Origin of the sequence: Haemophilus sp. C1 (assembly GCF_001276515.1) — a bacterium.
In the GTDB taxonomy this organism is placed as follows: domain Bacteria; phylum Pseudomonadota; class Gammaproteobacteria; order Enterobacterales; family Pasteurellaceae; genus Haemophilus.
The window spans coordinates 107,339-133,201 of the sequence record NZ_LDVZ01000003.1 but is presented as its reverse complement, the minus strand read 5'-3'; the positions used below and the strand labels follow the sequence as shown (position 1 = coordinate 133,201).

The 25,863-nt window shown below is 42.7% G+C and carries 15 protein-coding genes; 4 read left to right on the top strand and 11 right to left on the bottom strand.

Features of this window, described 5'->3' with window-relative positions:
* Nucleotide 1 precedes the first annotated feature (1 nt).
* The 7 genes from hyfE to ABW51_RS02225 form a co-directional block, all read right to left on the bottom strand.
* Entirely contained in the window at nucleotides 2–640 is a 639-nt protein-coding gene (gene hyfE, locus ABW51_RS02255; RefSeq protein ID WP_005626080.1) for a hydrogenase 4 membrane subunit, read from the bottom strand.
* Between the two features lie 10 nt (nucleotides 641–650).
* Nucleotides 651–2,096, bottom strand: coding sequence for a hydrogenase 4 subunit D (locus ABW51_RS02250; protein ID WP_005631962.1), 1,446 nt, complete (start codon nucleotides 2,094–2,096; stop codon nucleotides 651–653).
* A 9-nt stretch (nucleotides 2,097–2,105) separates the two neighbouring features.
* Nucleotides 2,106–3,068 carry a respiratory chain complex I subunit 1 family protein gene (locus tag ABW51_RS02245; RefSeq protein WP_005631964.1) on the bottom strand — a complete coding sequence of 321 codons (963 nt, stop codon included), beginning with the start codon at nucleotides 3,066–3,068 and terminating at the stop codon, nucleotides 2,106–2,108.
* A gap of 9 nt (nucleotides 3,069–3,077) precedes the next feature.
* Nucleotides 3,078–5,099, bottom strand: a complete 2,022-nt coding sequence (hyfB, locus tag ABW51_RS02240; protein ID WP_005631966.1) for a hydrogenase 4 subunit B — start codon at nucleotides 5,097–5,099, stop codon at nucleotides 3,078–3,080.
* Nucleotides 5,100–5,141: 42 nt separating this feature from the next.
* A complete protein-coding gene (locus tag ABW51_RS02235) occupies nucleotides 5,142–5,741 on the bottom strand; it encodes a 4Fe-4S dicluster domain-containing protein (RefSeq protein ID WP_005631968.1) in 600 nt (199 codons plus the stop codon).
* Nucleotides 5,742–6,201: 460 nt separating this feature from the next.
* The gene (locus ABW51_RS02230) at nucleotides 6,202–17,901 is read right to left on the bottom strand and encodes a YadA-like family protein (RefSeq protein WP_053465386.1); all 11,700 of its coding nucleotides are present in this window, start codon (nucleotides 17,899–17,901) and stop codon (nucleotides 6,202–6,204) included.
* Between the two features lie 291 nt (nucleotides 17,902–18,192).
* Nucleotides 18,193–18,867 (bottom strand): acylneuraminate cytidylyltransferase family protein, encoded by a 675-nt coding sequence (locus ABW51_RS02225; protein WP_005646563.1) that lies wholly within the window; start codon nucleotides 18,865–18,867, stop codon nucleotides 18,193–18,195.
* A 113-nt stretch (nucleotides 18,868–18,980) separates the two neighbouring features.
* Here ABW51_RS02225 and ABW51_RS02220 point away from each other — a divergent pair, with 113 nt between their 5' ends.
* Together ABW51_RS02220 and ABW51_RS02215 are read left to right on the top strand one after the other, a co-directional pair.
* Nucleotides 18,981–19,643 (top strand): NAD(P)H-dependent oxidoreductase, encoded by a 663-nt coding sequence (locus ABW51_RS02220; protein ID WP_053465385.1) that lies wholly within the window; start codon nucleotides 18,981–18,983, stop codon nucleotides 19,641–19,643.
* Entirely contained in the window at nucleotides 19,631–19,828 is a 198-nt protein-coding gene (locus ABW51_RS02215; RefSeq protein ID WP_053465384.1) for a hypothetical protein, read from the top strand. The genes ABW51_RS02220 and ABW51_RS02215 overlap by 13 nt, the downstream gene beginning before the upstream one ends.
* Before the next feature lie 113 nt (nucleotides 19,829–19,941).
* On the opposite strand, the gene ABW51_RS02210 is transcribed toward ABW51_RS02215, so the two are convergent.
* The 3 genes from ABW51_RS02210 to apbC form a co-directional block, all read right to left on the bottom strand.
* The gene (locus ABW51_RS02210) at nucleotides 19,942–20,292 is read right to left on the bottom strand and encodes a type II toxin-antitoxin system PemK/MazF family toxin (protein ID WP_053465383.1); all 351 of its coding nucleotides are present in this window, start codon (nucleotides 20,290–20,292) and stop codon (nucleotides 19,942–19,944) included.
* Nucleotides 20,292–20,561 carry an AbrB/MazE/SpoVT family DNA-binding domain-containing protein gene (locus tag ABW51_RS02205; RefSeq protein ID WP_053465382.1) on the bottom strand — a complete coding sequence of 90 codons (270 nt, stop codon included), beginning with the start codon at nucleotides 20,559–20,561 and terminating at the stop codon, nucleotides 20,292–20,294. The genes ABW51_RS02210 and ABW51_RS02205 overlap by 1 nt, the downstream gene beginning before the upstream one ends.
* A gap of 224 nt (nucleotides 20,562–20,785) precedes the next feature.
* The gene (apbC, locus tag ABW51_RS02200) at nucleotides 20,786–21,898 is read right to left on the bottom strand and encodes an iron-sulfur cluster carrier protein ApbC (RefSeq protein ID WP_053465381.1); all 1,113 of its coding nucleotides are present in this window, start codon (nucleotides 21,896–21,898) and stop codon (nucleotides 20,786–20,788) included.
* Nucleotides 21,899–22,047: 149 nt separating this feature from the next.
* On the opposite strand from apbC, the gene metG reads away from it, so the two are divergent.
* Together metG and tehB are read left to right on the top strand one after the other, a co-directional pair.
* On the top strand, nucleotides 22,048–24,096 hold the full coding sequence (gene metG / locus ABW51_RS02195; RefSeq protein WP_053465380.1) for a methionine--tRNA ligase: 2,049 nt from the start codon (nucleotides 22,048–22,050) through the stop codon (nucleotides 24,094–24,096).
* A 112-nt stretch (nucleotides 24,097–24,208) separates the two neighbouring features.
* Nucleotides 24,209–25,069, top strand: coding sequence for an SAM-dependent methyltransferase TehB (tehB, locus tag ABW51_RS02190; RefSeq protein WP_053465379.1), 861 nt, complete (start codon nucleotides 24,209–24,211; stop codon nucleotides 25,067–25,069).
* Nucleotides 25,070–25,111: 42 nt separating this feature from the next.
* On the opposite strand, the gene gloB is transcribed toward tehB, so the two are convergent.
* Nucleotides 25,112–25,828, bottom strand: a complete 717-nt coding sequence (gene gloB, locus ABW51_RS02185) for a hydroxyacylglutathione hydrolase (RefSeq protein WP_053465378.1) — start codon at nucleotides 25,826–25,828, stop codon at nucleotides 25,112–25,114.
* Between the last annotated feature and the right edge of the window lie 35 nt (nucleotides 25,829–25,863).

Here is a 25,863-nt window from a genome sequence, read left to right as displayed (position 1 = left end):
GTTACCCCTTCAAACTCATAAGTTGTTTAGCATCAACAGTGTTGAAAGTGCGGTAAATTTTATTCACCAACACCACCATAATGATGACCGCAAAAATCGCATCGGTGGCAATGCCGATTTCAACTAACTCTGGCGCATTATTGGCAAGTAAAGCCAAAGTTAAATGCGCACCGTTTTCCATTAAACAATAACCGAAAACTTGTTTCACAATATTGCGTTGGCTCACGATACACACTAAACCTAAAAGGAAGTGGCTAAGTGATACTGACAACGCTGGTTTTAAATGTTCAACTAACGGTAAGTTCACTGGAATGACAACAAAGTAACATAAGCAAACGATGATAGATGTGATCGGGATCAACCAAGCGACATTCATTCCTGCAGGAGTTTGACTTTCGTCAATTTTTCGTAAAGAAAAGATTAAAATTCCTGGCACTAATAATACTTTCGTGATGAATGCACTAATGGACCACATATAAAGTTCGTGAGCTTGCATTTCAAATGCTAAATAAACGAATAACACCACCAATACAAGAGACTGTAAGCCATAGCACAACGCGGATTTTTTTGCGGTTTTTGCCATAATGACACAAAGCGATGTAATGATGAGTAAGCTCGCTAATACATTGATCATTAACATAATTCTCTCCTTAACCCGCAAGGCCTAACCAATAGGCAGCGATAAAGCTAGAACACACAGACATCACCATTAAAATCACTAAAACAAATGTCATAGAGAATGGCAATGGTTGTGCATTTTGCACGTCTTCAGATGGTTTACCGATAACGCATTGACCAAATTTATAAAGCAACCAAACAAACGTTGCCGTAGATTCAATCAACGCAATCACCATTAACCAAGTTACCCATGAATATTCTTGTCCAAGGTCGAAACCAGCGGCAAATAATGGGAATTTGCTGAAGAAACCGTTAAACGGTGGCACACCAGCAATAGCCAATGCGGCAATACCAAATCCAGTACCAACAACAGGCATGGTGCGCATAATCCCTTGTAAACGAGGCATTGAACGTGTACCTGTGGCATAGCTCAATGAACCTGCAACCAAGAAGAATAAGCTTTTCGCAAAGGCGTGGTTAAAGATATAAGCAATCGCTGCGACAAAGGCTAATTTAGAACCTAATGCCGCAAGAGAAAGCCCGATGAAAATGTAAGAAAGTTGAGTAATAGTTGAATACGCAAGTAAACGTTTTAAATCTGCTTGTGGCAAATACATTAAGAAACCATAAATCAATGTAATCATTGCCATCACAATTCCCACTTCACCCACAATGTGAGGAATTTCACCAGCAGACATCACGGAACGAGCGAAAATATAGACGCCCACTTTTACCATTGATGCCGCGTGCAAATACGCACTGACCGGTGTTGGCGCTTCCATCGCATTTGGTAACCAAATTTGCATTGGAAGTTGTGCTGATTTACCCCATGCAGCAAACATCACGCCAAATAACACGATAGTTTTCGCTTCTGGCGCAAGATGTTCTAACGCGGTGATAGAGAATGTGCCAGATTGGCTAAATAAATAAGCAGCGGCAAGATATAAACCTAATGAACCTACGTGAGTAATAATCAACGCTTTCATCGCAGCCGCCATTGCTTTTTGGCTTTGATAATAGCTGATTAATGCCCAAGAACATCCCCCTGTGATTTCAAAGAAAAGCAACTGACCGGCTAAAGTTGATGAATACACCAAGCCTGCCATTGCACCGATGAAGATTAATAAGAAAGCATAAAAACGAGGTAATCCATTATGCGGATGTTCGCGGTTTTTATCAGTTAAGTAGCCACAAGAATACAAGCAAATTAAGAAACCCAAACCCACAACGGCAAAGGCAATTAATGTACTTACTGCATCTAAGGTCACGCCGAAGATTGCAGTATCACCAAATTTGACTAAATCATAGGTGACAGATTGTGCGCCATTTGCATACCACTGCCCTGCCACAGCAAGTGTGCCAAGGGTAGCAAGTGCGGCAAAAATTGTGGCGATTTTTGGGAAAGATTGTTTGTTCAACCCCACAATAAACGCACCGACAAACGGCAAAATGATTGTAATTAGTGCTAAACGTTCCATATTTCCTCCTTACAATCCTGTGAAGTAAAACACAAACGCCAACACTGAAATGCCGAAACCGACCACAGTTAAACGTCCTGTTAGCATAAAGCGGGTACGTGCCAATGTGTTTTCAAATACACATGCGGCGATAAATACCACGAGCAATTTCACAAAGAAAGAAACGATACCTAAAATAACCGCACTTACCGTGAACTCTTGTGCTGCACCGAATGGGAAAAGCACGCTCACAAAGATAGAGGCAACCACCATTGATTTTAAACTCAAACCAACTTTCAATAAGGCGAAAGAAGGGCCTGAATATTCAGTAAGAGGGCCTTCTTGAAGTTCTTGTTCTGCTTCAGCCAAGTCAAATGGAATTTTGCCCATTTCAATAAAGATCGCAAAAGCAGCGGCTACTAAAGCAATTACTGTTGCTACAGGATATTGCCAAGGTTGGCTAGAAAGTGCGGTGCTAATAACTGCAAAATTTGTAGAACCTGCAATTAAAGCAATCACAATGAATGCCAACATTAAGATAGGTTCAACAAGTACGCCTAATGTCACTTCACGGCTTGCACCTAAACTTGAGAACGTACTGTTAGAATCCAAACCCGCAATTGAGAAGAAAAAGCGGAACAACGCGAACAAATAAATAACGGTGATTAAATCACTGCCTGCCCCAAACGGTGAGTGATGAGTAAACATGGGTAAACTCATCGCAACCACCATGACTGTGCTAATTAACACATAAGGCATAACACGAGATACCCAACCCGCATTATCTGGCCAAATATTTTGACGCGTCATTAATTTAGCAATGTCGCGATAATCTTGTAACAAGCCCGGGCCACGACGAGATTGAATACGAGCCCGAATCATCCGTGAAATGCCTGAAAAGAGCGGTGCCAAAGCAAGAAGAATTAACGCTTGCACAATGGCTAAAAGGAACATTCCAGCGGAAGTGGAAATTTCTGAAGGTAATGAAATCATAATTTCCTCCTACATCAACGCAATGGAAAGTAATAACACAACCAAGGCAATCACGAAGTACACGCAATAAACGCGGAAGTCGCCTTGTTGTAGCCATTGAATTTTACGACCTAACCACGGGATAAAATGCGCAATCGGCATTGTTACTTTTTCTTCCCAGAATGGTTCTGTTTTGGTCGCACCTGAAATTAATGCATTGATACCTTTTGCACCAGCAGGCGCAGGATCAAGCACTTGACGCAAGGTATAAAGTGGTTTGAAGATAATACGAAGCGGACGAGTAAAACTACCCGCAGAGGCTGCCATATCCATTTCATAAGCATAACCACAAGCCCAAGGATTGCCTTTTGCACGATCTGCCATACGATTGCCTTTGGTGTAAGCGTAATACATAAACGGCAACACAAAGAATGCAATCAACATAATGCTCACCATTGGTGTAGAAAGTGCTGTATTCGGTGTATTGCTTGCTACCACTACGCCATTTTCCGCTAAATTAAGCATTTCATTATGAGAAAGTGCGGTTGCAATATTGGCAATAATTGGGGTTACCACAGAAGCACCCACGCCTAAAAGTACACAGAATAATGCCAAGATCGCCATTGCAATCACCATTGGTTTCGGCACTTCGCGTGCATGTGCTGCTTTTTCGCTTCGTGGTGCACCACCAAAGCTAATACCATACACTTTCACGAAACAAAGTGCGGCAAGTGCACCTGTTAAGGCAAGCATAATGATTGCAACAGGGCCAGCGATACGCAATACCACATCATTGTGTTGGCTTAGGCTGAATAAAGATTGATAAGTAAACCATTCACTCACAAAACCGTTAAACGGTGGTAATGCAGAAATTGCCATAGTACCAATCAAGAAACAGAAAGCAGTAAATGGCATTAGTTTGCCAAGCCCGCCCATTAAATCCATATCTTTTGAATGTAAACGGTACATCACAGAACCAGCACCCAAGAACAATAAGCCTTTGAATACCGCATGGTTAAGTAAGTGATATAAACCGCCAAGTAAACCGACAATAGCAAGCACTGGATTATGGATTGCCATACCAATCATACCGACACCCACACCCATCATAATAATGCCGATGTTTTCTACGGTGTGATACGCCAAAAGTTTTTTGATGTCATGTTCTGCTAAGGCATAAAGTACGCCAAGCACAGAAGAAACTGCGCCAAAAGCAAGCACAATCACACCAAACCACATATTGTGTGCGCCAAGTAGATCAATACCAACTTTGATAATCCCGAAGATACCGATTTTAACCATCACACCAGACATCATTGCAGAAGCATGAGAAGGTGCAGCTGGGTGAGCTTTTGGTAACCAGCTATGCAATGGAATCATCCCTGCTTTTGCACCGAAACCAAGAAATGCCAAGATAAATACCGTAAAGGCTAAAGGCATTGAAAGCTCGGTGTGGCGGAAGGCTTCAAATTCAAAGCTACCTGCGTAGCAATAGAAAATAAAGAAAGCGATCATAATCAACACAGAACCAGCGTGAGCAATGAAGAAATACAATAATCCCGCATTGGTCGCGTTGTCGTCTTGTTCGGTCAGTACTAAGAAGTAAGATGCCAAAGACATCATTTCAAAGAATACTAAAAAGTAGAAAGCGTTATCGCTGGTGACCAAAGCAACCATTGAGGCGATAAACAAATTCATAAAGAAACCCATCGTGCCAGCGCCTTTGCCAATGTATTCTTTCACATAGGAAAAGGAATAAAGTGCGGTGATAATAACCATTAAAGAAATTACACACACCATAAACGCAGCTAATCCGTCGATGCGGATTGAAAATTGGGCGAAGTCGAAAGGGGTTGAAAACACATCAACGACCGTATCGTTGCTGATAAGCACGGGAATGCAGGCAACAATGCCTAACAAGCCACCAAGTACACCGGTCACGCCGGATATATTGATTGAAAGTTGTTCATTTTTTCGCACAGCGAGAGAAATAAACGCACCAACGACATAAATCAACAAGGACGTGATGAGTAAACTGATTGAAGAACTCATAATTTCACTCCATTGATTAACGAGTAAACAAACAATAAACTTTTATCTTGGCACGACAGGAGAACCCATCATTGCCATTTCGCGTTTTTTGCGATTTGCTTGTTCGATACTCTCATCACTAATTAAGAATAAAGTTTTGGTTGGGCAAGTTTGCATACAAGCAGGACCTTCTTCACGGAAATAGCAAAGGTCGCATTTCACTGCGATAGCTTTTACACCTGGTTGCCATGCAAGCATATTATGAACATCAGTATTATTCGGTGCGGTGCGAATATCACGTTTTACCGCATCAGTGAAAGAAAAACTGTCGTAGTGGTTTGGTGCGTCTAATGGCGCGCTACCGTGTTGAGTAATCGCCCCAAATGGACAAGCAATGGCGCAAAGTTTACAGCCAATACACAAACCTTCGTTTAATTGAATAGTGTCATTTTCGTGTTTAATTGCATGCACAGGACATACCGTAGCACAAGGTGAATCATCACAATGGCGACACAAGATCGGCACAGTAATATCGTCGTTACGCATTACTTGTAACCGCGGAAAGGATTGTAATCCAAAAGCTTTGTGTACTTCGCTGCAAGCAGCCATACAGGTATTGCATCCAATGCAATCTTTCGGATCACCTATAACAAAACGGTTCATATTTTCCCCCAAAGTATGTATAGATAGAAACAGAAAGTAGGTGGAAGGCATTACGCCAATACATCACAATAACCACTCTGGAAATAAGGATACTCCTTCAGAGTTACCCAGACTAGAGTAAAACGATTGTTTTATTGACTGAGATCATAAATTTTTTTGTTTTTATCGAAGGGAAAATTTCGTATTGAGATTGACTCTCAATTCAATTTGTTAAGATTGTAAGTAATTGAAACTATTAAACTAATTATTGAAAAACAATTGCTAATGCAATGTTAAAATCCTGTTGGCATTTTCTCATTTAGCACAAAAGTGCGGTAGATTTCCCGCAAGTTTTGGAGCCTGCTTTGAAGTGGATTTTCATTATAAAAATCCTCTTTTCTAAATGAGAATAAATAAAAAAGACATAAAAAAACACCGCACTTTTGCGGTGTTTTTTCACTATGTTTTTGCTATCAGCTGATTACCATTGGTAACCTACGCCAGCTGCAATGCCAGTTTTACCTTGAGTATTTGCCGTACCAGATAAACGGATGATGATCTTACCGTTATCAGAGATACGGGACATACCTACTGCAAGACCATTTTGCCCCTGATAGTTACCAGCTGCAATACCAACTAAGCTCTTACCTGGTGTATAAGCTTGCGGAATAGTCGCCGCTGCTAATGCACTTGCAGTACCCGCATCTGCACGTTTGCCAACTTTGTTGATCTTGTTATCCAAGCCACCAAGCTTATGACCAATACCTGCAGCGACAGCATATAACTGACTACCGTTAATCGCATCAGTAGAGGTTGATGAAATTTCACCTGCTGCTACGTTTTGAATACGACGTTCGTTACCTGCAGCACCTACAGATACTACGCCATCAGCTTTCGCTCCTTGAAAACCGCCATAAGTCATATAGCCTACAGTTGCGGTGCTTACAGTACCTGTTGAACCAGCTGTTGTACTTGTTCCATCCTTACCATCTTGTTTCAAGTTACGTAAAGTACCAGTTTTAGAGCCATTACCGCCACGAGCAGTTGACTTAGTTCCTAAGATAACTGAATTTCCAACAGTATGTTTTACTTCATTACCTAATACAAATGTATCATCAGTTGCAACAGTATTATTGTTACCCACTGAGTAACTACTGTTACCATTAATAATACTTGGATCACCAAATGCACCAGATTTATTACCAGTTACACGGTTACCCGTACCAATACTGATTGAATCATTACCCGTTACAACAGAATTAAAGCCAATTGCTACTGCATTTGTTCCATCCGCTTTTGAGCGTGAACCAATTGCTGTTGCAAATTTACCTCTTGCGCTTGAGTCAAAGTTATTCTCAGCTTCCACTTTAGTACGTTCAACGCCATCATTAGAGTGGAAGAACTTAATACCTTGCTCATTCATATTGTAAATTGCTTCAACTACGGAGTTAGTTACAATCTCTTTTTGGCTATGAACATTATAAGTTCTTAACACTGCGACATCATGCCCATCAATTTTTTCAGTTACAACTGTTTTACCTGTAGGCGCGTCTTTAGTCACATACTTAGGATTATTTTGGCTATCATACTCAATCGTATCGTACTTATTATTTGTAGGATTTACATTTTTCTGATCGCCCGCTAATGCATAAAGCTGTGCCCCATTTACTGCATCTGTGCTGTTTGGTGAAATATCACCTGCAGCAACCCCAGTAATCTTAGCAGGTGCCTTACCATCCGCACCACTTACATTGATGTTACCCTCTGCAGTAGATGAAATCTTAGGTCCTTTATCACCGCCAAACTGTACGCTATTGAATTGAACATCGTCTTTAGTTGCGTAAGTAACTTTACCATCAGCTTCTTGTTTCACGGTTAAGTTTTTACCTGCAATCATTTCAACCGCTTTGCCTGGGTTGATAACTTCATCGTCACCAGATTCTTTCTTACCATCGGCAGTTGCAGAAGTCTTCAACGTAAAGCCAGAGTTGTTAATCATATCCGCAACGTTTTGGGCAGTCGCTACTTTGTTCAACGGTGCTGCCGCATCTTGGGCTGCTTTAAGTACATCTTGAGCAGCTTTTTTCGTTGCTTCATCTGCATCTGGTGCCAAATTGTTTACTGCGTTTTGCGCATTTGCTAAATCATCAGCAAGTTTCTTCGCTTCATCTGCAGTAACAGGGCCTTTTACCGCACCAGGTTTGGTTGTGTCCGCAGTAATTTTACCCTCATCCACATCAAACTTCACATAAGTATCAGTCACTTTCTTGCCGAACTCATCAACACGCTCAACGGTTGCGACTGCTGCTTTTGTGCCTTTACCATCAGCAAAACGAACATTGTCATTTGGATTGACTTTCTCAAGTTTATCTGCTGATAACGCTTTATCTTTATCACTAAATGCTGCATTAGCTTTGGATGCGTCAGCCAAACCAACATTCCAACCAGACTCTTGGATTGCTGTTGCCACAGTATTACCAGTAACAAAGCCTGAACCGCTGTTAGTTATCACATCATTATCTTTATCGATATTTAATGGGGTACCTGCAGGTTTACCATTCACATCTGTTTGGAAGCCTTCTGGTTTTCCATCTTTATCGAGCTTGTAATAATTATCTCCGATCTTAACAGCTTCTGTTCTAGTTCCATCTTTATGAGTAATAGTTACTTTATCTGTAACTTCTCCCTCTTTAATGCCTACAGTCAATTGGCGGGTGCCATCTTCAAGGGTTTTACCTGTAATGGAAATGCCGGTACCGCCTTTGAAGTCCACTTGGTTGGCGTTCTTCACGACATCGGTGTAGCCGTTGCCGTCTTTGGTCGATACCACCCAGCCCATATTTTGCAGGTCGCCTACGGTTGCGGCGGCGTTCTTGTTCACCGGTGCTGCTTTTGTACCTGCCAAGTCGATCAGTTTTTCCGTTTTCGACTCTGCCGGCTTACCGTCCGCCTTTTTATCGCCGTTCGGTTTGGTGATGACTTTGCTTGTATTCAACACCGATGCCACGCCGACAAGTTGGGCCGGTTTGCCGTCTGAAGAGATTTTCAGTGCCGTTGCCGGTTTGTTTGCCGCATCGTTATTGGATGCTTCTTTAGCTGCTTCCGTCGTCAGGCTGACCGGTTTTTTGCCGTCTTCATCTTTACCGATTTTCACAGTTGCAAACTCAACGTCGTCTTTGGTCGCATAAGTGACTTTGCCGCCCGCATCCTGTTTCACGGTTAGATTTTTACCCGCAACCATTTCAACGGTTTTACCCGGGTTGATGACTTCCCCGTCGTTCTTCAGGGTATTGTCGGCAGTCAGATTGTCGGCGGCAGCAGTGGCGGAAGTCTTCAGCGTAAAGCCGGAGTTGTTAATCATATCCGCAACATTTTGAGCGGTTGCAACTTTGTTCAAACCTGCCTCATCTGCCGCTTTATTTGCCGTATCAAGTTTAGTTTGAGCCGCTTTCTTAGCCTGTTCATCTACTGCTTTCGCCAATTCATCTTGAGCATCTTTGATTGCTTTCGATAAATCCGCAGCATTAGCAACCGGACCTGCAACTTTACCCGTAGCTTTACCGTCTTTGGTTTCCGCAGTGATTACACCCGTATCCACATCCACCTTCACCCGGCTTTCCTTGCCGTCGGTTTCGATGCTGACCGTCGTTCCCTTGCCGTTTACAAAGTTCACGCTGTCATACGCCCTGACAAAATCAACCGCACTTCCGTTGCCCTTCAAGTTCCAGCCGCTGTTTAACACGTCGCCCACGGTAGCGGCGTTGTTCGCATTCACATTGCCGTCCGCCGTGCCGATTGTCGGGGCGGATTGCGATTTGCTTGCCGGTTTGCCGGCATCCGCCGTATTGCGGGTTTCGGGAAGGTTTGATTTAACATTCGACAAGGTGGTCGGAGATTTCGTGCCGTTCGCGCCGTTGACCGAAACGATTACATCGTCTGCTGGCACTTCGTCTCCCGTACCGTCGGCATTCGGATAAAACTTGGTTTCCGTCGTGCCGTCATCTTTGGTCACGGTTTTCGGATAGACTTTTGTTCCGTCTTTCTTGGTATATTCCACCGGTTTGACCGAATTATTCGTCGCAAGCTGGTGATCCACGTCTACCGTAATGGTGCGTACGCCGTTCTCGGTTTTACCCGATACTTTGGCGGCGTTTTTGCCGACAAATTTCACTTCTTCGGCATTTTTTACCTGCGCGTTGTAAGTCTTGTCGGGATTGTCTGTTTCCTTATCGGCAGAAAGCACCCAGCCCATACCGCGCAAGTCGCCCACGGTGGCGGCGGTATTGTCGCCTACTGTCGGTTCGGTCTTGCCAGCTTCGGTTTTATTGAGGTTCAAGAGCCCCTCGGTTTTCGGATCGGCAGCGTCGAATTTCTCCAAACCGCTGCTTATGCCGCCAAGGGTGACTGGCTGTCCCTTCCCGCCCGCCGTTGCGGCAGGACGGCTGAAGCTCAAACCATTTGCAGTCGGCGCGATATTGACGGTGTTGCCGCCTTGAACCAGTTTCAAGCCTTCAAACTCGGGCGTTTCCACAGTGGCAAAGGTAAAGTTTTTGCCGGTATGTTTGACACGCAGGTTTTTGCCTGCCGTGAAGGTTACTTCATCGCCTGCGGCAATGCCTTCGCCTGTTGTGTCATTGGTTTTATCCTTATCTTTAATCTCTTCATCTGTGTTGGTTGCCTTCGCATACCATTTCGCGCTGTTGACGGCATTTGCCACCGCATCAACTGTCGCCAGTTTGCCTTTATCAGCATCAACAGGACGTACTTGACCAACTTTTTCACCAGCGATTTTATTCTTATCTGTAACCGTTTCTATCGTGCCCGTTACGGCTGTAACTTTGCCGTCGTCGCCCACTTTAATGGTCGTACCGTCGGCTTTGACATCGTATTTCACGCTGACGGTATCGGGATTGCCGTCCTTACCTTGCGTAACTTCCACATTGGCAACCGTGCCGTTGCCGTTTTCGTAATTGACGGCATCGCCCGGGTTGATTAATTGGGTTTTGTCCGCCTTGGTTGCCGCTGCACCGTTGATTTTGGTCGCATTGGTTTTCCATCCCGACTGATTGATGGCGTTTGCCACATCGCCGGTTTTTGCCACTTTGTTCCCTGCTTTAGGGTCGGTGTCTGCCTTCCCGTTTGTGCCGACGACAACCTTGCCGCCCGCCGTCGTGATGCTGCCGGCGTCGTTTTTGGCGGTAATGGTAACGACTGCGCGTTTGCCGCCGTCTTCTGCGGCAACAGTAACATCCGTCGTCGCCTTATTGCCGCTGACAAAGTCCACGGTATCGTAAGTGCGGACGAAATCGACGTTTTCGACCTCGCCGCCCGCCTTTTTCGCGCCCCGGATGTTCCAACCGGCATTTAACACATCTTGAACGCTGGCGGCGCGGTGATAGGCGGTGGCATTAATGTTGGCGGTAATGTTCGTGGTCGGGCTGCCCGCCAAGGTGTCGGTCAGGGTCGGCTTGATACCGTTCAGATAGACTGGGGCGTTGTTGTTTGTCGAGCCGTCGGCGGCGGTTTCCGTGCCGGAGAGGGTCAAACCGTTTGCACTGCTTGCAATATTGACTTTCGCCCTATCTTTGCCAATGGTCAGCGTGTTTTCCACATTGGCGGTTTCAACTGTAATGTCCTTCGCCAAGGCAAAGGTAATGTTGCCGCCGGTGTGGTTGACACGCAGGTTTTTGCCCGCTTTCAGGTTCAACGTGTCGCCCGCCTTGACCGCCGTGCCTTTATCGTTTTCGGTCGGCGTATCCACGCTGTCGTCCGTGTTTTCCACTTTGGCAATCCACGCCGCGCTGTTGATTGCATCCGCAACGTTTTTCACTGTGGCAATCTCGGAAGCCGCGCGGGTTTCTGCCTCCGCCTGTGTTTCCAGTTTGCCGTCTTCCTTGGTTTTGGGGGTAACGGTTACCTTGCCGCGATCGGCGGTTTGGTCTTCGCCGCCATTTGCTGCGGCAATCGCGCCTGTATTGACTTTTACGCCGTCTGTGCCGACCGTAAGCGTTTTATCGGCGGCTTTCACGGCAATGCCGTTCGCCGTGGTCTTGATGCCGTCTGAAACCTTGACCTTCACGCCGTTTGCGCCGACTTCCAAAGAGTTGCCGTCGGCTTTGACGCTGTATTTCACGGTCGAGGTCTGCTTGTCGGCAGACACGCTGACAGACACGTCCGTGCCGTCGCCTTGTACGAAGTTTACGGTGTCGTAGGCTTTGACAAAGTCTTTTGCCTCGCCTTTTTCTTGCAAGTTCCAGCCTGCATTCAATACATCGCCCACGGTTGCCGCATTGGTTTCGGTAAGTGCGGTCGGTTTTATTGCTGAAGTTGTCGGCGCGGTCGTACCGGTTTTCGCGCCGTCAAGGTTGCCGGCTACATTAGAAATCGCATTGCCGCCGTTGTTTAAGCCGTTTTCGGTCAGACTAACATTCGGTTTTTGCTCACCGCCGGTCGTCGGCGCAGCGGGCGTAATGGTAATGCCGTCTGAACTGATTTTCACCGTCGGTTTGCCGTCGGCTTTGAACTCGGCGGAGGTCAGGTTAATTAATTCCGGATTCAGGCTGTAAGTTACTTTACCGTTAGTTCCTTGTTTCACGGTTAAGTTTTTACCCGCGACCATTTCAACGGTTTTGCCCGGTTTGATGACTTCACTGCCTGCCGATGCGGCATCTTTCTTGCCCTCGTCAGCGGAAGTTTTCAGCGTAAAGCCGGAATTGTTGATCATATCCGCAACATTTTTAGCCGTAGCAACGCCTGTATCATCCAAAGCATTATTTAATGCCGTTTCGGCATCTTTGACTTTATTCTCAGCCGCTTCTTTTTCCGCTTTAGTTGCAGTGTCAGGCAATCTGGCCAACTCGTCTTTCGCATCTTTTAATGCTTTTTGGAGCGCGGGATCAGTTGACGGCGCAATCACAGAACCGTCGGTGCTGGAAACCAGCTTGGCAGTTTTAACATCAGGCACTTCCACATCAACGGTAATAGTGCGCACGCCGTTCTCGGTTTTACCCGATACTTTGGCGGCGTTTTTGCCGACGAATTTCACTTCGTCCGCATTTCTCACCACATCACTGTATGACTTATCGTCTGCGCCGGTTACTTTATCTGCCGAAACTTTCCAGCCCATATTTGCCAAATCGCGTACAGTGGCGGCAGAGTTTAAAACATTGTCTGCCAATGCCGTCTGATTATGTGCCGTACCGAGGTTAACCAATTTCGGTTGGGTTGTCGGCGTGGTGCCGTCCGGCGCGCTTGTAACCGTTGTTGCATTCAACACCGAACCTACGCCTGTAATTTGCGTCGGTTTCGCATCCTTACCCTCGCCGCTGCTGATATTCAACGCAGTCGTCGGGGCTTTTCCTGTCTGATTATTATCGGCAGGTGTTGCCACACTGGTTGTCAGGCTGACCGGTTTTTTGCCGTCTTTTTCTTCGCCGACTTTGACAGATTTAAATTCAACATTATCTTTTGTCGAGAATGTGAATTTACTTCCATTTTGAGCAATCTTGACATTTTTATCTGCTTCAAATGTAACGGTTTGGCCCGGTTTCACAAGTTGCGCTGCTTCGCCTGACACCTCTCCATTTTCAGTTTTAGCAGCAATGGCATTCCAACCCGCCTTGTTGATGGCTTCAGTGACATTTTCTACCGTCGCAATCTGTTTGCCCGCATCAGTTTTTGCTTGATTTGCAGCATCAAGTTTCGCTTGTGCCGCTTGCTGTGCAGTAGCATCCCCAGCCTCGGTCGCTTCAGCCAATTCCTTGGTCGCTTCTGCAATCGCTTTATCTAATGCAGTTGTTGCCTTACCCGTTGATTCCGTTGCAATATCGCCCGTATTTACTTTCACGCCATCTGTACCAACGGTAATTGTGCTATCCGCTGGTTTTACAGAAATAGTATTGCTTGCCGTATCTTTCTGTAAACCATTGCCAACGTTCACATCGTATTTCACGTTGACGTTGCCGTTTTCTTTGCCGTCTGCACCTTTATCTTTTTCAACAGTTACGGTTGTGCCACTACCATTCAAGAAATTCACTTGCTCGCTTGGATTGATGGTGTCAACTTCAGTTTTGCTATTTCCTGCAACTTTCCAACCGCTTGCTTTTAATTGGCTTACGTTTACAGCATCGTTGCCATCGCTACCGTTAGCTACGTTGGTGATTTTGGTCGGGCTTTTGCCATCCGCTTTAGTGACTTTTAAGTTATCACCATCGTGGGTGATTTTCGGACCATTATTCCCAAATTGAACAGAGCTAAACTCCGGTGTATCAGTGGTTGCAAACTCAAACGATTTATTCGTATTGTTGTGTGTAACCGTTAAGTTTTTGCCTGCTTTAAAGGTCACCGTATCACCAGCTTTCACATTGTCTGCTACATCCGTTGTTGCACCATTACCTGAAGCCGCTGCTTTCCAATAGGCATCATTAATCGCACTTGCTACAGTTTCTGCTGTTGCAAATGTATTGCCTGTTCCTTCTGCTTTAACCTTACCTGCATTAGCTGTATCGGGCTTGATTGTCGTGGTGTTTACACTGTATTTCACGGTCGAGGTTTGACCATCCTTGCTTTCAACAGACGCAGTTGTACCATCACCGTCCACAAAATCCACAGTATCGTAGGCTTTTACAAAGTCAACCGCTGTGCCCTTGCCTTTCAAGTTCCAACCTGCATTTAATACGTCACCCACGGTAGCGGCATTGTTTGGATTGACATAATCTGTGCCTTTCATATTCGTTGTATTTGGCACTGCTTGAGTTTTCGTGGCATTACTTGGCGCAGCTGCTGTATTTGCAGTGTCGCTATTTTTAGTAGCAGGAAGATTAGATTTCACATTAGAAATCGCATTGCCACCGTTGTTCAAGCCGTCTTGATTCAGCGTTACCGTTTTCTCCGGCGTATTTGCAACCGCATCTGCCGGTGTTGTTACCGTAATGCCTGCATTGGTCAGTTTGGTAATCGGCGCATTTTCACCTGTGCCTTTAAACTCTGCCGATGTCAGCCCGTTCAAAATCGGATTGAGCGAGTAGGTAAAGTCCGTACCTGCCTGTTTGATTATCAGGTTGTTGCCTGCTTTAAAGGTTACGCTGCCGCCCGCGCTGATTTTTTCGGTGGTTTTGGTATGACCGGACGTTGCGAAGCTGCCGCCGTCGGTATCGGACGTAATGCTCCACGCGGCATTGTTGACGGCATTTGCCACCGCATCGACTGTAGCCAGTTTGCCTTTATCATCTTTAGCAGGACGTACTTGACCAACTTTTTCACCAGTGACTTTATTCTTAGCTGTAACCGTTTCTATCGTTCCTGCAACAGCCTTCACTGTGCCATCATCGCTGACAGTGATTGTTTTATCATCAGTATTAACCGCAACTTTGTTGCCATCAGCCGCATCAATTTTGAGGCCTTTGCCGGTATTGACCTTAATGCCGTTTGTCGTGGTCTCGATGCCATCTGAAGTCTTGACCTTCACGCCGTTTGTGCCGACTTCCAAAGAATCGTCGGCATTTTTGATATCAAATTTGACGTTCGCGCCTTTCGGGGTTTTGATTTTTTCAACCTGTTTGCCGTTTTCGGTCACGGTTTCTTTTACCGCGTCCTGCGCCATTACAGTTACCGTCGTGCCCTTGCCGTCGGTGAAGTTAACCTGATCGTCCGAGCCTATACCGGCGACTTTGGTTTTTTCATTGCCGGCGATCTGCCAGCCGGATGCCACTTTGCGCGCCACGGAGTTTAACTGTGAGCCGTTGATGGCATCTGTCGAATCTTCTGCCACGCGACCCGCCGCCACATTTTTCAATTGACGTTCTGCGCCGGAGCTACCAAAGGATACTACGTCACCTTCAGATGTATTTATACCGCCGGCCCATCTAAATTTATATACCGCATCAGGAGAATCACTAGCTACCCAGTTACCATATTTATCGTAGCTCGCATCTAATTGACGAGTACCTACTAAGTCCGTTGTAGATCCTGTACCAATAGCCACTGCATTTTGTCTATCTGCAATCGCACCTGTACCCAACGCTAAGGAGCCAATCGCTATTGCACGAGAGCTAGCACCGTAAGCAGAAGCCAGATTACCTTGTGCTAAGGAATGTACACCTATAGAGGTAGAGGCATGTCCATTGCTATTCTTCGAGTCATTATAATCTAACGATTTTACATTCATTGGTTTGCCTGTTAATTCAGCATAGGCATCTTCCACTTTACCCGTCTTATTCTCTGTAGATACGAACGTATATGTACGTTTTACATCTTGTCCATTAATACGTTCTGTCACCTCTTTTGTATAGGTCATATGAGAGCCATCGGGATTTTTTCGTTCTGCTTTATAACTAGTAATTTGAGCCGCAGCATTAGAAATGTTAGCACCGCCAATCATAATAGATGAGTCACCTTGAGCATTCGTAGATTGACCAATAGCAATAGCACCTTGTTTACCACTGGCTTGTGCTTTATAACCCATAGCTATATCGCCTAATTCTGCCCGGGACCCAGTACCTGCTGCTACGGCATACTTACCATTGGCAAAAGATCCCATACCAATTGCTACCGCTGCTTCTGCATTAGCTTGAACTTGTGAACCTGCACCAATGGCTGTTGCACCAAATGCACCTTTACGTATTAAAGCATTCGTACCAAGTGCCGTTCCCAATGGTGTTCCTGAATGAGCTTGTGCTCCTAATACTACTGAACCATCTTGTGCATAAGTCGCTTTATATTGTGTATCTAACGCAGTACCAACAAGTCTATTATATGCACCACTAATCGTGTCATCTGATATTTTTGCATCTTGATTATGGTCTATTGTTTCTGTAACAGCAAAATTTTCTTTGGTTGATTTGTAATATTTTTTATTTGCAAATTGAGTAATATCATTTCCACCTAATGCAATAGCACCCATACCAGCAATAGTTTGAGCCCCTATTGCCACAGATTGGTCTCCTATAGCACGTGCATTACGACCTAACGCTGTGGCTTCATTAATATCTACATTTGTGTATCCGTTAGTACCACCTGCTATTTTTTGATAATCTGCAACATTTTTAACACCAAACGCTTTTTTCAGCACTTCATCATTATTATCAACATCTGTAGCATTCTGCGCAGGCATACCATTATTATCTAACTTTCTAAATCCAGCACCGGCACCGGCCCCTACTGCAACAGCAGAGTTTAAAGAAATATTATTTCTATTTACCCCAGTATAAGCACCAGTACCAATAGCTACACCGCCAGCATCTCCACCATTAAGATTTTTCCCAGGTTTGTTAGTTCCCGACATAGCACCAGCACCAATGGCAATACTATAACCTTTACGGTCATCTTGATCTCGAGTTTCAGCTTCTGCACCCATAACAATATCATACTTTCCTCTTGCTGTACTTTGTCGACCAAACGCTATTGACGTGTCTCCAATGGTCTCACTTCTGTAGCCTATGGCATAACTATCGTGACCTGTAGTTTTCGATTCCATTCCCAATGCCAACGATGTAGCACCATTTGCTTGTGCGTTTGCACCAATAGCTACAGCATTATTAAATTTTTGAGCACTAGCACCCTTACCGATAGCTATAGCAAAATTTTTATCTGCTTTCGCTAGATAACCTAAGGCTATATTGCTTTCTCCACTGGCTTTTGAGTCGCTACCTAAGGCTATACTACTGTTCTTTCCATCGGCTGTTGAGTTTCTACCTATTGCTAATGCTCCATCCTTTCCTATTGCTTTCGCTTTATAACCTAAGGCTATAGAATCATTTTCAGTCGTTTCAGCTTCTCTACCTAAGGCTATACCGTTATTTCCACCGGCTTTTGAGTTTCTACCTATTGCTAATGCTCCATCGTTTCCTGTTGCTTGTGCACTATGACCAATAGCAAGTGAATTATTATTTCCAATTGCCTTAGAATCGTTACCAATAGCAATAGAGTCGCTACCTGTTGCAGTAGCTATCCCTTTTGTTGAATTAATCTGAATCAACCCACTTGCAGCCTCAGCTGCATAAGCCGAATGGCCACTTAATAATGCCAATGCGATGGCTGAAGATTTAATAAAATTGCCTGAAAAATTAACCGCACTTTTTTGTGCATTGGATGAACTTTGTTTTTTATGTGCTTTGGTTAATTCTGAAACGACCACCCAAGATTGAGTCGCTTGACTCCATACAACACGGAAAATTTTGTTCATAAAATATCTCTATAACTATGTCAAAAAATGATTCTCAACCTCTATTCAATTTGTAAAAGAGGTTGAAGTATACAAAATGATAAAATTATATAGATTTAGTTATAAAATTCAATTTTCAGAAGCAGTATTTACAATAATTTACATTTAAAATATCATAAAAATAAAAAGCAAACGTTTGCTTTTTTTGCGCAAGAAGTAATCAAAAGAGCGGTGATTTTTAGGTGAGTTTTTATTGGAAAAAAGCAAATATGCGTATCAAAAAACAAAGGCCGCAAAGTGCGGCCAATTTTTTTAAAACTCTTTTGAAATTAAACTTTCTGCTAATTGCAAATCAAGTGTGGAATCAATATCAATGGAACGATAGGTTGGCATTAAATAAAAACGCATTGGCGCAATAAAAAAGCGTTTTTCTTCAAAGAGACTTTCGATGTCATTAATATAAATTGCGCCATTTGCACGATAAGATTTCGGTAATTTTTGGCGAGGGGCTTCAAAATCCGTTAATTCGTGAATAGGCTGAACTTCGGTGCCTTCTAAAGTGAAGGATTTATAAGGATGATGCTCACATTCGCAAGCAGAAACCACGGATTTATATTTGCCGCCAAGGAAAATTTCCATCGCATTACGAATATCTAAGGCATTACGCAATGGGCTGGTTGGCTGCAAAAGTGCGGCGGTGCCTTGTGAAATATTAAGTGTTTCTAAGCAATGCAAAATAGCATCAATGGTGCGTGTATCACTTTGCGCCAAACTTTCAGGGCGTGCCACTGCTTTTGCGCCGTATTTTGTGGCTTCTTTTAAAATATTTTCACCGTCTGATGTCACCACAATTTGATCAAACATGCCCGATTCTTGCGCCGCCAAAATCGCTCGCCCGACCAAAGAAACTCCACCCACAAGCTGTAAATTTTTGTCTTTAATTCCTTTAGAACCTGCTCTCGCAGGAATAATTGCAATTCTTGTCATTATTTTCACCCTCTGTGATAAAAGTGCTGACTATTCTAGAATCTTTCCCTTGTTTTAGCAAAAACTAATCTTTAATATGGCAGCACATTTTTATTTAAAAAAGAGGAAATAAAATGACTCAACTTACTCGTGAACAAGTTCTTGAACTCTTCCATCAACGCAGCTCAACACGTTATTACGATCCCGCAAAAAAAATCAGTGATGAAGATTTTGAATGTATTTTAGAGTGCGGTCGATTATCGCCGAGTTCTGTAGGCTCCGAGCCTTGGAAATTTTTAGTGATACAAAATAAAACCCTGCGCGAAAAAATGAAACCTTTTAGCTGGGGAATGATGAATCAGCTTGATAATTGCAGTCATCTTGTAGTGATTTTAGCGAAGAAAAATGCCCGTTATGACAGCCTATTTTTTGTGGATGTGATGGCGCGTAAAGGCTTGAATGCCGAGCAACAACAAGCCGCTCTCGCAAAATACAAAGCCTTGCAAGAAGAAGATATGAAATTGCTCGAAAGCGACCGCACTTTATTTGATTGGTGCAGTAAACAAACTTATATCGCCCTTGCCAATATGCTTACTGGCGCCGCAGCCCTTGGCATTGATTCTTGCCCAATTGAAGGTTTTCATTACGACAAAATGAATGAATGCCTCGCCAAAGAAGGATTATTCGATCCTCAAGAATATGCGGTTTCTGTTGCCGCAACTTTCGGCTACCGCTCACGCGATATTGCGAAAAAATCCCGTAAAGGGTTGGATGAAGTGGTGAGATGGATAGAATAAATACTTACTATAATTTAAAAGCACAAGGAGAAAAAATAGTGCTTTCTTCCGATAAACGACAGGTTCGTGGACGAAAAAGCCTTACGGAATTGCTAACAGATATTGATAGTCAAGAAATTGAATGTTTGAATAGGTCAATCTCTGAACTCACTCAATCTAAATCCGTGGGAAAAGAAGTATGGTGAGCAAAATTTGCTACAAAAGCAGAAGATTATTTAATTGATGAAGTTATTATGAAACTTGTCGATTTAATTGATCCACAATAAAAATTGCCCTAGCAAAAACTAGGGCAATTTTTCTAATCTCTTAAAATCGCTTCAACAATGTCTTGAACTTCAAATAAAACATAATCTGGTACAGATTCAACTTTTTTCGCATCTCTACCTCGAAAATCAATTATTCTGGCTTGATATGCAACAACACCTTGTGTCTTACAACCTGTTCCACTTAACGTTACCGCAAAACCATTTTCTCTGGCAAGCGCCGCATTTCCTTGTGTAATCGGTGCTATCATCATAAATCCCAAATTATGAAATTTATTATCGCTTAATACTAATGCAGGACGTTTCTCACCCTGTAATTCATTTCCTACAACGGGATTTAAGCACACCGTGATAATATCACCTCTTTTAAATTGTTGTTTAGCCATCAAATTTCCTGTCCTGTTGGCTCAAGTGAATCCCATTCTTGAATGACGGGTAATTGTTTTGATGAGGTCATTGCAAGGCGTTCATCTAAGGTTAATCTTTTCCTTTTTTTCGGATTATTAGGCACAACAATCACTTTAATTGTATTATCGCTAATTTTTTCTAGTTCCAAAAAGTCTCCCATATCTAAATTCATAGAATCCGTAAAGTCCTTAGGTAAACGGATTGCTTTACTATTTCCCCACTGTTTTACTTGTAATCTCATATTCATCGTTATATAGCTGACAAAAGTTTATTTTTAATAAAAAATAAGTCAAAAATCAGCCTCTCCTTATACTAATTAACTATTGGCAATAATGTATCACTTAATGATACTCTGCTAGTGTAACTTGATATTTATTGATGATCAAATAAAAGGATCATTTCATCATATTCAATGTAAATTAGATGAAAATAAATTCTAAGGGCTGCAAATGCAGCCCTATCTTTTTTCTATTATTTCACTTCTTTAAATAAAATCTCACTTGGGATTACGGAACCTTGCCAGTAAAGTTCTGTAGAGACTTTTTCTGCAAGTTGTAAGAACGCTTGTGAAATTTCATTTTCAGGCACTCGCACAACAGTTGGGTTGCCTGCATCTAAATCTTCACGGATACGAATATGCAGAGGAAGTTGAGCTAATACTTTTACATTGTATTTTTCCGCCATTTTCTCTGCACCGCCTGTGCCAAAAATCGCTTCGTGGTGACCGCACTCGCTACAAATATGCATCGACATATTTTCCACAATGCCTAACACTGGTACGGATACTCGCTCAAACATCGAAATACCTTTCACCGCATCAAGCAAAGCAATATCTTGCGGAGTTGTCACTACCACGGCACCAGTCACGGGAATTTGTTGTGATAAGGTAAGTTGAATATCGCCAGTGCCCGGAGGCATATCGATAACAAGATAATCTAAACTATCCCATAGGGTTTCATTTAATAATTGGCTTAATGCGCTACTCGCCATCGGACCGCGCCAAATTGTTGCGCTGTCTTCATTCATTAAAAAGCCAATGGAATTTGCAGATAAACCATGTGCTTTAATTGGGGTGATGTGTTGATTATCTGGCGAAGTTGGTCGTTGATTCGCTGCGCCTAACATATGTGGAATAGAAGGGCCATAAATATCCGCATCTAAAATTCCAACACGTGCGCCTTGTGCTTGTAATGCTAAAGCGAGATTAACGGAAACTGATGATTTCCCTACACCGCCTTTACCAGAACTCACCGCAATAATATTTTTCACACCTTTTACAGCAGGTTGATTATTTGCACGTTTAAGTGTGGCGATTTGATAAGTCACCGCCCATTTAATTGATTTACAATCTGTTGCTTTCAACAACGCATCTGAAACCGCTTGTTTTAACTGTTCTGCACCAGAATTCCATGCAAAAGGTAATTTCAATTCAATGCGTAAAGTATCACCGCCCTTTTCCACTTTTTTCAAAGTATTAAGCGCAATCAGATCCTTTTGCAGGGTTGGATGCTGAAATTGTTGGATAATCTGCTGAACTTGATGTTGTTGCTCGGCAGTCAAATTATCAGAAAAGTAGGTTGCCATAATAACTTCCTGTTTAGTAGAGTAAATTTGTCGGGCATATTTAATCACGGAAAGTGCGGTATGTTAAGTTAAAGTTTTTCAAACTAGAAAAAATCCCCTATTTAAAGTAAGATAAGCACAATTTTTGTATGCTAAAAAGAGAATAATAAATGACAACTCAACCCCGTAAAATTTTAGTCACTTGCGCCTTGCCTTATGCCAATGGGGCAATTCATTTAGGTCATATGTTAGAACATATCCAAGCGGATATTTGGGTGCGTTTTCAACGTATGCGTGGCAATAAAATCCATTTTGTTTGTGCGGACGATGCGCACGGTACGCCGATTATGTTGAATGCTGATAAACTTGGCATTACACCTGAAGAATTAATTGCTAAAGCAAAAGCCGATCACGTGCGTGATTTTGCAGGTTTCAATATTAGCTTTGATAACTACCATTCCACTCACAGCGAAGAAAACAAACAGCTCACCGCAGAAATTTACAATAAACTCAAAGCCAATGGTTTTATTAAGAGTAAAGTTATTTCTCAGTTATTCGACCCTGAAAAAAATATGTTCTTGCCTGATCGTTTTGTGAAAGGCACTTGCCCGAAATGTAAAGCAGAAGATCAATATGGCGATAACTGCGAAGTGTGTGCTTCTACTTATAGCCCAATGGATTTAATTAATCCTCGTTCAGCGGTTTCTGGTGCAACACCTGTGGTAAAAGAATCTGAACACTTTTTCTTTGACTTACCTGCATTTGAAGGGATGTTAAAAGAATGGACTCGTTCTGGCTCACTTCAATCTGAAATTGCGAACAAAATGCAAGAATGGTTTGAGAGTGGTTTACAACAATGGGATATTTCACGCGATGCGCCTTATTTTGGTTTTGAAATTCCGGGCGCAAAAGATAAATTCTTCTATGTTTGGTTAGATGCACCAATCGGCTATATGGCGTCATTCAAAAATCTATGCAATCGTGAAGGCATTGATTTCAATGAATTTTGGGCGGAAGGCAGCGATGCAGAACTTTATCATTTCATCGGTAAAGACATCGTTTATTTCCACAGTCTATTCTGGCCAGCAATGCTTGAAGGCAGTGGCTATCGTAAACCGACTAATGTATTCACTCATGGCTATGTCACAGTGGATGGGGCGAAGATGTCAAAATCTCGTGGGACTTTCATTCAAGCCAGCACTTATTTGAATCATATCGATCCTGAATGTTTGCGTTATTACTATGCGGCAAAATTAAATGATCGCATTGAAGATTTAGACTTTAATCTTGAGGATTTCGTACAACGTGTCAATACGGATATTGTAAACAAATTAGTGAATTTAGCTTCACGCAATGCAGGCTTTATTGCGAAACGCTTTGAAGGCAAACTTGCAAATAAACTGGAAGATGAAACATTATTTGCAGAATTTACTGCCCAAGCCGAGCAAATCGCTGCTTATTACGAAAGCCGTGAATACAATAAAGCCATTCGTGAAATTATGGCATTAACGGATAAAGCCAATAAATACATTGATGAAAAAGCCCCTTGGGTGATTGCAAAAGAAGAAGGCAAAGAGGCAGAATTACAAGCCGTATGTTCAATGGGAATTGAGCTTTTCCGCGTGTTGATGTCTTACTTAAAACCTGTTCTTCCAAAACTGGCTGAACGTGCAGAAGCCTTCTTACAAGCTGAATTACGTTGGGATAATATTCATCAACCATTGCTTGGCCATACTCTTGCGCCGTTTAAAGCCCTGTTCTCTCGTTTAGAGAAAAAACAAATTGATGCCGTTGTAGAAGAAACCAAAGCCTTATTTGCAGCAGCCAATAAAGCAGCAGAAAAAACAGAAGCAAAATCAACCGCACTTTCTGCCGTTGAACCTATTGCTGAAACCATCACCATTGATGATTTCGCTAAACTTGATATGCGTGTAGCAAAAGTATTGAAATGCGAAGCAGTGCCAGAATCCAATAAACTTTTACGTTTTGAATTAGATCTTGGCGATCATACTCGTCAAGTTTTCTCTGGCATTAAAGCAGCTTACAATAAGCCTGAAGAATTAGAAGGTCGTTTTGTGATTATAGTGGCAAACCTTGCACCACGTAAAATGAAATTCGGTGTATCTGAGGGAATGATTCTATCTGCAGGAACAGGTGGTAGTGATTTATTCTTGTTATCCGCTGATAGCGGTGTCACTGCGGGCATGCAAGTAAAATAATCAATTCAATCTAAATGAGGGCAACATTACGTTGCCCTTTTATTTTCTAGTTGAAAATAGGTGGCTTATAACCTACTATAACACTCAACTATTTATCTGTTTGGAGAATATTATGAAAAACGAATTAATTTGCTATAAACAAATGCCAGTGTGGACAAAAGACAAATTGCCACAAATGTTCCAAGAAAAGCACAATACAAAAGTCGGTACTTGGGGGAAATTAACCGTATTAAAAGGTAAGCTCAAATTTTATGAGCTAACCGAAAATGGCGATATTGTTGCTGAGCATATTTTTACGCCAGAAAGCGAGATTCCTTTTGTTGAACCTCAAGCATGGCATCGTGTTGAAGCGCTTTCTGATGATTTAGAATGTACCCTAGGTTTCTATTGCAAAAAAGAAGATTATTTCAGTAAAAAATACAACATGACTGCCACTCACGGTGATGTAGTGGATGCAGCAAAAATTATCTCGCCTTGTAAAGTATTAGATTTAGGTTGCGGCCAAGGGCGTAATTCACTTTATTTAAGTTTATTAGGCTATGATGTAACCTCTTGGGATCACAATGAAAACAGCATTGCCTTTTTAAATGAAACCAAAGAGAAAGAAAACCTTAATATTTCTACCGCACTTTACGACATTAACTCTGCCAACATTCAAGAAAACTATGATTTTATTGTTTCAACGGTAGTGTTTATGTTCTTAAATCGTGAACGTGTGCCGTCAATCATTAAAAATATGCAAGAACACACCAATGTTGGCGGATATAACTTAATCGTTGCGGCGATGTCCACAGATGATGTGCCTTGCCCACTTCCGTTCTCATTCACTTTTGCTGAAAACGAATTGAAAGACTATTACAAAGATTGGGAATTCTTAGAATATAACGAAAATATGGGCGAATTACACAAAACCGATGAAAACGGCAATCGCATTAAAATGAAATTTGCCACTATGTTAGCGAGAAAGAAATAACCCACTAATAAAAAAATCACCGCACTTTGTCCTCACCCAATATTAGAAAATATCTTTGGCTTTGCGAAGTGCGGTAAATTCCTCAAGTGTTTTTGCTTGTAAAAACGGATTAATTTCTCGCTCTAGTTTTAATGTCGTCGGCAAACTAGGTTTATTTTCAGCCCGTTGTGTTTCAACAAAAATACGTTGTTTTTCTACCGCACTTTTTTCTATCGCACTTTTATCCACCAGCACCGTTTCCGCAAACGCTAAATTTCCCAAGGTATATTCGTGAGCAGGGCAAACAATCGTCTCGTCAGGCAATGCATTCAAACGCTGTAAACCTTCAAACATCTGCGCATAATTACCGGTGAAAACACGTCCGCAACCTGCAGAAAATAACGCATCACCACAAAATAAATGATTATCTACTAAAAAACTAACATGCTGTTTAGTGTGTCCACCAGTCGGAATTACATCAATTTGATAATGTGTGGTAAGGATCTTCCCTTCGTTCACAATTTGAGTTGCTCCTTTTTTCTCACATTCTTGCGACCCATAAATCGGCACCGTTGGATAACGTTTTTTAAATGCCGACACACCTTGTGTATGATCATCATGTTCGTGAGTAAGCAACACCGCTTCAACCGTTGCGTTTTGCTTATCTAGCCATGCAAACAGCTTGTCCGTTTCAGGCAAATCGACAATAATAAGAGGCAGATTTTCTCGTTGATAAAGCCAAATGTAGTTATCATTCAGCGCAGGCAAAGCAAATAACATAATCGTCCTTTTAATTAGTGATAGAAAAATAAATT